7 protein-coding genes and 1 tRNA gene are annotated in these 7852 nt (G+C 60.4%); 5 read left to right on the plus strand and 3 right to left on the minus strand.

Annotated features, from left to right (window positions below; translation table 11 throughout):
• Positions 1-60 precede the first annotated feature (60 nt).
• Positions 61-136, plus strand: a tRNA-Thr gene (locus tag ACTHJR_RS07915).
• A 157-nt stretch (positions 137-293) separates the two neighbouring features.
• On the opposite strand, the gene ACTHJR_RS07920 is transcribed toward ACTHJR_RS07915, so the two are convergent.
• Complete coding sequence (locus tag ACTHJR_RS07920; protein ID WP_440522584.1) at positions 294-1022, minus strand: hypothetical protein; 729 nt, start codon at positions 1020-1022, stop codon at positions 294-296.
• A 352-nt stretch (positions 1023-1374) separates the two neighbouring features.
• On the opposite strand from ACTHJR_RS07920, the gene ACTHJR_RS07925 reads away from it, so the two are divergent.
• The 4 genes from ACTHJR_RS07925 to ACTHJR_RS07940 are packed head-to-tail and all read left to right on the plus strand — an operon-like array spanning position 1375 to position 6043.
• Positions 1375-2529: a DNA-methyltransferase gene (locus ACTHJR_RS07925; protein WP_440522585.1), complete on the plus strand. Its 1155-nt coding sequence runs from the start codon at positions 1375-1377 to the stop codon at positions 2527-2529.
• Complete coding sequence (locus ACTHJR_RS07930; RefSeq protein ID WP_440522586.1) at positions 2522-3742, plus strand: DEAD/DEAH box helicase; 1221 nt, start codon at positions 2522-2524, stop codon at positions 3740-3742. The genes ACTHJR_RS07925 and ACTHJR_RS07930 overlap by 8 nt, the downstream gene beginning before the upstream one ends.
• Positions 3723-4511, plus strand: a complete 789-nt coding sequence (locus tag ACTHJR_RS07935; RefSeq protein WP_440522587.1) for a hypothetical protein — start codon at positions 3723-3725, stop codon at positions 4509-4511. The genes ACTHJR_RS07930 and ACTHJR_RS07935 overlap by 20 nt, the downstream gene beginning before the upstream one ends.
• Entirely contained in the window at positions 4508-6043 is a 1536-nt protein-coding gene (locus ACTHJR_RS07940; RefSeq protein WP_440522588.1) for an ATP-binding protein, read from the plus strand. Before ACTHJR_RS07935 ends, ACTHJR_RS07940 begins: the two co-directional genes overlap by 4 nt.
• Positions 6044-6363: 320 nt before the next feature.
• Here ACTHJR_RS07940 and ACTHJR_RS07945 read toward each other — a convergent pair whose 3' ends face one another.
• The gene (locus ACTHJR_RS07945; RefSeq protein WP_440522589.1) at positions 6364-6756 is read right to left on the minus strand and encodes a RidA family protein; all 393 of its coding nucleotides are present in this window, start codon (positions 6754-6756) and stop codon (positions 6364-6366) included.
• Positions 6756-7852, minus strand: a 1097-nt coding sequence (locus ACTHJR_RS07950; protein ID WP_440522590.1) for an AMP-binding protein, incomplete at its 5' end; no start/stop codon positions are given. The genes ACTHJR_RS07945 and ACTHJR_RS07950, both read right to left, overlap by 1 nt.

Consider the following 7852-nt stretch of genomic DNA (forward strand, 5'->3'; position numbering starts at 1 on the left):
GTCAGCCCCCGGGAGATGCGGTAAGCGCCGCCGCCTCATCGCCCTCCAACGGGCTTGGGGGCCGCCTTAGCTCAGCTGGTAGAGCATCGCATTCGTAATGCGGGGGTCACAGGTTCGAGTCCTGTAGGCGGCACCATTTTCCTTTTCAGCAGGATCAGCGGAAACCACCTGTCGAACGCGCGTTCGGCTTATGCGAGGCCCGCGAGCGCCATAATGCTGACCGCTTACGCAATTATCCTCGGAATCTGATCGCATTTTCCGCATTTTTCGGGCTGCTAAGCCACTACGGGCGCTCAGCTATTCGAGTGGAAATTCTCCGAAGCAAAATCGGCGAGCGCTTGAACCCACATTTTGAGCGCCTCCGCTTCGGAACACTCCACCCGCTCGTAAACAGTACGCTTCGAATTCAATCCTTCAAGAACCTTTTGCTCCATCTGGTAAGCAAGTTCGGACGATGCCCACGGCTGGGATCGAATTAGCACCCAGCGCCGATCAAGCAGCTCTATCGGTATGTGCCGGTTGACCTCGCGCAACCGAACCTCGACGTTCGCGGCAAAGCCGATTTTCCAAATGTGCGAACCTTCAAAGCGAAACAAGTAGGTCGAAGCGGGGCCGGTCTCGCGTGTGACCGTCCCCCGCCAATCGACGGGACGCGGCCCCTTAGTCGCCCGAGGCGAACGGCCCGAATGTGGACGCCTGATCTTGACGCCCCTGTCGGCGCTTTTTGCGTCACGCCGTCTGCGAGTGTTCTGTCGCGTGATCTCGCGCGCTTGTTCAGCTGTCATGTCAACGGCTTCGGCATCGAGCAATCGCCACGCGCCTCCAACGGTGGCGAGCAGGCCTGCTTCGGCAAGCTCTTGGCGGCCAAATCGGATTTCACGCTCGAAATGCTCTGCTGCGCTGAGCTTCGTCACCGACGGCATTCGAGTTGTAAGATCGGTGTTCGCCCTGATCCACGCATCGGTATCATGCGGCGACAGGGCCCCGCCGCCAGCCGCGAGCGAGCGGACGAGCGCGAGCATGGACGCGATGCGGGTAGAATTGGTTTTGGAGCTGGAAGCCACGGCGGCACCATGGAAAAAATGATAATGATGAGCGGCCCACCGATTGCTTGACGCGCGAGTCGGCGGGCTTAAGAAGTTTGTGGTGCACGAATCGAAAACAGCCTACATGCCGAGGCCCCGCGAAATCGCGGACCCCGCACGTCTGACCGTCTCGTTCGACAAAGCTGACTACGTGTGTGTGCAAGCGATCGCAAGGCACGAACAAAAGTCGAATGCCGTGATCGTGCGGAGGGCCGTCAGCGAGTGGCTTCGACAAAGGAACGATAGCGGGGAAGCCATCGCGCCGTCCGCCAATAACGGACGCGGTTGAATGTCAGAGCAAGAGGGATTCGAGGCATCAGGCGCGGCGGAGATCGTCGGCGACCCGAAAGTGTTTCTCGAAACGCCCAAGGGCCAAATGATCCATGGCAATTCCGTGGACTATCTTACCTCGCTGCAGCCTGATTCAGTGGACCTCATCATAACGAGTCCGCCTTTCGCGCTCGTCTCCGAAAAGGAATATGGGAACGTCCCCGGCGACGAATACATCGCGTGGTTCAAACCCTTCGCCGAGCAGTTCAATCGCGTGCTGAAAGATACCGGCAGCGCCGTTCTCGACTTCGGCGGCGCGTTCACGCCGGGCCAGCCCACCCGGCACCTGTATCAGTTCGAGCTGATGATCCTGCTCTGCAGAGAGTACGGGTTTTATCTCGCGCAGGATTTTTACTGGTTCAATCCGGCCCGTCTTCCCAGCCCGGCGGAATGGGTGACCATCCGGCGTATCCGCGTCAAAGACGCGATCAACACCGTGTGGTGGCTCTCAAAAACGCCTTGGCCCAAAGCATCGAACACGCGGGTGCTCCAACCCTACAGCCCGAGCATGAAGCGCCTCTTCAAGAACGGCTACAATGCGGGGCCGAGGCCATCCGGTCATGTCGTCAGCGACACCTTCGCCATCGACCACGGCGGAGCGATCCCACCCAATTTGCTTGCCATCTCCAACACGGAGAGCAACTCAAATTACCTGCGCTATTGCAAACGCAACAACTTGAAAGCACACCCCGCGCGCTTCCCCTCGGAGCTTCCGGAGTTTTTCATCCGGATGCTGACTGATGAGGACGATCTTGTAATCGATCCTTTCGGCGGCAGTTGCGTGACAGGTGAGGTGGCCGAGCGCTTGGGCCGATCGTGGCGATGCATTGAGTTACGTAAAGACTATTTGACCGCCGCGATGGGCAGGTTCGTCCGCGTGAACGGCCACTACGTTCTTGCGGAGCCCAGTCATTCACGAAAGCCGCAACAATACACGATGTTTCGTCCCGGCGGATTGTGGGACGACGGCGAACATCGGCCACTACAAAAAGACGGCGGCAAAAACCACCGCGAGCGCCGTTCCGTGGAGCGCCAGAAGACCGACCGCGCGCCGAAGAAGGACGCTGCTGAGCAGCCTGCGCCGTTCTTCCAATTCGGGATTGATGATGTCTGAGTGGCGTCTCAGCCTGACGCCGCGCGCGTGGCAGGTCGCGGCGCTCGATCTCTGGCGTGCCAAACGACGCGGGATTGTCGAAGTTGTCACAGGCGGCGGCAAAACCGTTTTCGCGTTTCAGGCCATGAAAACGCTGCGCGATGAAATTCCAGATCTCAAAACGCTAATAATCGTCCCGTCGCTCGCGCTCGCCGATCAATGGGTCGTATCGCTGCAAGAGGAGCTTTCGGTTCCCACTGACGACATTGGTGTTTTGGGCGGCGGCGAAAAGCCGGGCGACGACCAAAGTGTCATAGTCGCGGTGGTGAATTCAGCACGTGGCAGATCAGCCATGTTGTCTGAGACCGGACCGACCTTTTTGATCGTCGATGAATGCCATCGCATGGGGTCCGAGAAGAACGCCACCGCGCTGGAAGGGACGTTTGTGGCGACGCTTGGACTGTCGGCTACGCCTGAGCGTGAATATGACGAGGGCTATTCCGATTTCATCGAGCCTGCGATCGGCGGCGTAATCTACGCCTACGATTACGTTCAGGCGTCGAAGGACGGCGTGATCGCCTCCTTCAATCTCACAAACATCGAGATTCCCATTCAAGATGCCGAGCTAGCAGAATACGAGCGACTGAGTCGTTCAATCGCGCGAGCCAGACGGGAAGCTATGGGCGATCCCGACGATGAGCGCGTGCGGCATCTTTTGATGCGCCGCGCGGCTACGGTTAACCGCTTCACCTACAGAATTCCGGCAGCGGTTCGGATCATCGATCGAAACCCCGGCGTCCGCAGCATCGTCTTTCACGAACGAGTGCCAGACGCTGAGCGGATCGCCGCACTTCTCAGCAAGCGTGGCCACAATGTCACGCTCTATCACGCCGGTATCGACCCGCAGGTCCGCCGGGAGCATCTCAGACGATTCAGGGTCGGCATTTATGACGTTCTCGTATGCTGCCGCGCACTGGACGAAGGAACGAACGTGCCAGAGACGGCGCTTGCTGTTGTCGCCAGTGGTACCGCCAGCCGCCGCCAAAGGATTCAGAGGCTCGGTCGCATCTTGCGGCCGGCGAAAGGAAAAACTCACGCTGACGTATTCACGTTGTTCGCCACGAGCGAAGAGCGCGACCGTTTGATTGCGGAAGCCGAAAAGTTGTCCGAGGTCGCCAAGGTGCGATGGCAGCGTATAAAGACTGAGGGGGATCATGGCGCGGCTGCGGCATAGAGACGAGTGGTTCATCGAAATCGATCCGCAAGCCTTCTTCGAATCAGAGTTCGAAGCGGTGATCTTGCAGAACGTCCATCTGTTATGCCCGGACGCCGTACTCGTGCCGTTCAAGCAAACAGTGTTCAGTTCGGAGTTCGAATCCAAAAGGCCTGATTTGGCCCTCATCGATCTCGAGTATCGCTTTTGGTGGGTCATCGAGGTTGAGCTCGCCCATCACAGTCTTTCCAGCCATGTCATCCCCCAGACGCGCGTTTTGGTCGAAGGCCGATATGGCGATAGCCATGTGGCCGCGCTCCTACGGCAGAATGCTTCGCTCGATCCGGTCAGGTTGGAAGCCATGATGCGCGGCGAGCCACCGCAAGTCGTTGTTGTGTCGAACAAGTATGACGAGCGCTGGGACCGGGAGTTGCGCGCATTGGGCGTAGCTTACAGCGTTTTCAACGTGTTTCGCTCGCCCCTCAACAACGACATTTTCCTGTTCGATGGCTCATTGCCCGAGCATGGCGGCAACCTGCTCACTGTCATCAGTCCCGCAAAGGGATTGCCGCGATTTTTTCGCGTCCATTCGCCGGGCGCGTTGCCCGTCGCCGAAGGGGAGTCCGCTACGATCTTGGTTGAGGGTCGCCAAACCAGTTGGCGCCGCATCGACATCAAGAATCAATGCTACTTGGCGGCGGAAGGTCGCTTCTCACTTGCAGCCGACAGGCCATACATTTTGCAAAAGCTAGAAGACGGCAGTCTTTCAATACGCAGGGGGAGTGAATGAACATCGACTTTCAAATCGGCTGGAATGCCATCTCGTCTTATCGACGTCTCGCCTACACCGCCTGGCACGCTATCGCCGAGTTTATCGATAACTCGACGCAGAGCTACATCAACAACCATGACGCGCTTGCCGCTGCCTACGAGGCCGAGGGGAAGACGCTCGATATTGGCATTGTTTACAACCGCGACAACGACACCTTCTCCATAGCTGACAACGCCATGGGTATGGATTTGGACGACCTGATCACGGCGCTGCGTGTTGGCATTCCCCCCGCCAATCCGCACGGTCGCTCCAAATACGGCCTCGGCATGAAGACGGCGGCTTGCTGGATCGGCGACAAATGGACCGTTCGCACGACGAAGCTCGGCGAGCCGGTCGAATACTCTGTCACGGTCGATGTTCGGAAGATCGAAGCGGGTAACGGCGAGCTGGAGGTAAAGCCGCGTGATGCGCCCGCCGATAAGCATTACACGGTCCTCGAAATCACCGCGCTCAACAAGCCGTGGCAGACGCGGACTTTGGGCAAAATTCGCAAATACCTTGAGTCTATGTATCGAAAGGATTTCGAAGACCTAGGCTTAGTGCTGCGGTGGCAGAGTCAGGAGCTGGGTTGGGAGGGCTTCGAAGGGCAGCTTCTCAAAAACCGTAAGGGTGAACCTTACTATCAAGAATTTTCGTTCGACGTGGACGGCCGCGCCGTCACCGGCTGGGGCGGCATCCTCGAAAAAGGCTCCCGGACAAACGCCGGTTTTTCGATGCTGCAAAACAAGCGCGTGATCCGCGGGTGGCCCGATGCGTGGCGCCCTTACGCCATTTACGGCGACGCACGGAACGACCTCATCAACCAGCGTCTTGTCGGGGAAATTCATCTCGACGGCTTCGACGTGAGCCATACCAAAGACGATATTCTCTGGGGCAACGATCAAGAGAGTGATGTAGAGACGAAGCTCAAGGCAAGCCTCGGGCATCTTATTTCCGAAGCGCGTCAGTTCCGCAAGCGCGACATCAAGCTGGACGGCGGGCCGTCGGACGGCGACGTGGATAAGGCCGTCTCCGCTTTTCAAGAGGAGCTGCAATCGGATGAGATGATCGAGCAGATCGAATTTGAGGACATTCCCGACTCCGAAGCTCTCAAAATGTCGTCGCAACATTTGGCCGAACAGGTGGTCGCGCGCGAGAAGCCTTCGATTTCCGCGAAGCTTGGTCGCTTCATGATTAACGTCTATCTCGTTTACGATCTGTCGCCGAACGATCCCTACGTTGTTTTGGAAACCGCTAGCGCCGAGGATGTAACGATCATCGTCAATTTCAGTCACCCCTACGTCCGGACCCAGATCGAAGGCGAGGAAGGCGTGCTGAATTACCTTCGCCAGTGCATCTATGACGCCGTGGCGGAAGCGAAGGCACGGTCAATCAATCGCCCGATGGAGCCGGACACGATCAAACTGTTCAAGGATCAACTCCTGCGCGTTCCGTTCCAGATTTTGGAAGGTGAATATCGCGCGCAATCGGGAGAACAGGATGGCGAGTGAACGCTAGTGCGGTTTATAATGCTCCAGTGTTCGCGTTAGGCTGCGGCTCAGCAGTACCTATCCTCACGCCGTCAACGGCTGGGAGGACTGCGCTGGGTATTCGTCGGATGCCGTTCTGTTGAATAAGGAGCATACGCTTCTGAGGCGAGGTTACACTGGCTCATCGCTAAGCGGCAACGGGCGCGCGATTTCCGGGGGGGCTTGGTTTCACTTGCTGAGAAACTAAACGGGAACGGCTACGTCCTCTTGGCACAGTACGAGCCCGCGGCGGCGGGGCACGAGGTCGCGGACAACGAGCCATTCTGAGATTCTCTTCCCCCTCACCCCACCACCGCCACCCCCTGTATCTCCACCTTCGCGCGCCGCTCGACCAGCCGCGTCACCTCGACCACCGCCATCGCCGGGAAGTGGCGGCCGATCACCTCTCGCCACACCCGCCCGACCTCCCGCGCGTTGGCGAGATAGTCCTCGATATCGGTCAGATACCAGGTCAGCGACACGAGGTGCGCGGGCTCGGCGCCGCCTTCGCGCAGCACGGCGACGATGTTCTCGAGCGTCTGGCGGACCTGGGCGACGAGGTCGTCGCTGTCGAATTGCTGATCGGCGTTCCAGCCGATCTGGCCACCGAGATAGATCGTGCGGCCGCTCGCCGCGACGCCGTTGGCATAGCCCTTGGGCGGCGCCCAGCCGGCGGGGTGCAATATGTCGTGCATCATTCCATCTCCGCCGCGGCCGCCGCCTCGCGCAGCCGGAAGCGCTGGATCTTGCCGGTCGCGGTCTTGGGCAGGCCGGCGACGAAGCGGATCGAGCGCGGATATTTGTACGGCGCGATCACCGCCTTGACGTGATCCTGGAGCAGCCGGGTCATCAGCGCGTCGCCCTCCGCGCCCTCGACCAATACGACATGCGCCTCGACGATCTGGCCGCGCGCCGGGTGGGGGGCGCCGATCACCGCGCATTCGCGGACCTGGGGATGCGCGAGCAGCGCCGCCTCCACCTCCGGCCCGGCGATATTGTAGCCGGCCGAGACGATCATGTCGTCGGAGCGCGCCGCGAAATGGAAGCGGCCATGCTCGTCCTCGAAGAAACTGTCGCCGGTCAGGTTCCAGCCGTCGCGGACATAGGCGCGCTGGCGGCGGTCGGCGAGATAGCGGCAGCCGGTCGGTCCGCGCACCGCGAGACGTCCGACCTCGCCGCGTGCGACCGGGCGCATGTCCTCGTCGACGCTCCGCGCCTCATCGCCCGCGACCGGGCGGCCGGTGGCGCCGGGCGCGCGGTCGTCGACGCGGTTGGTGATGAAGATGTGCAGCATCTCGGTCGAACCGATGCCGTCGAGGATCGGCTTGCCGGTGCGGCGGGTCCATTCCTCGAACACCGGCGCGGGCAGGGTCTCGCCCGCCGAGATCGCGAGGCGCAGCGAGGAGAGGTCGGCGCCTTCCTCCATCGCCGCCATCATCGCGCGATAGGCGGTCGGCGCGGTGAAGCTGATCGTCGCGCGGTGGCGCTCGATCAGTTCGACCATGTTGGCGGGCGAGGCCTGTTCGAGCAGCGCCGCCGCCGCGCCGAACCGCAGCGGAAAGATCGCGAGGCCGCCGAGGCCGAAGGTGAAAGCGAGCGGCGGCGAGCCGACGAAGATGTCGTCGGGCGTCACCCCCAGCACCTCGCGGGCATAGCCGTCGGCGATGATCAGCAGGTCGCGGTGGAAATGCATCGTCGCCTTGGGCTCGCCGGTCGTGCCCGAGGTGAAGCCGAGCAAGGCGACGTCGTCGCGCCCGGTCCGGACCGCGTCGAACCGCACCGGCTTGGACA

Source organism: Sphingomonas sp. (genome assembly GCF_051962185.1).
Taxonomy (GTDB): Bacteria; Pseudomonadota; Alphaproteobacteria; order Sphingomonadales; family Sphingomonadaceae; genus Sphingomonas.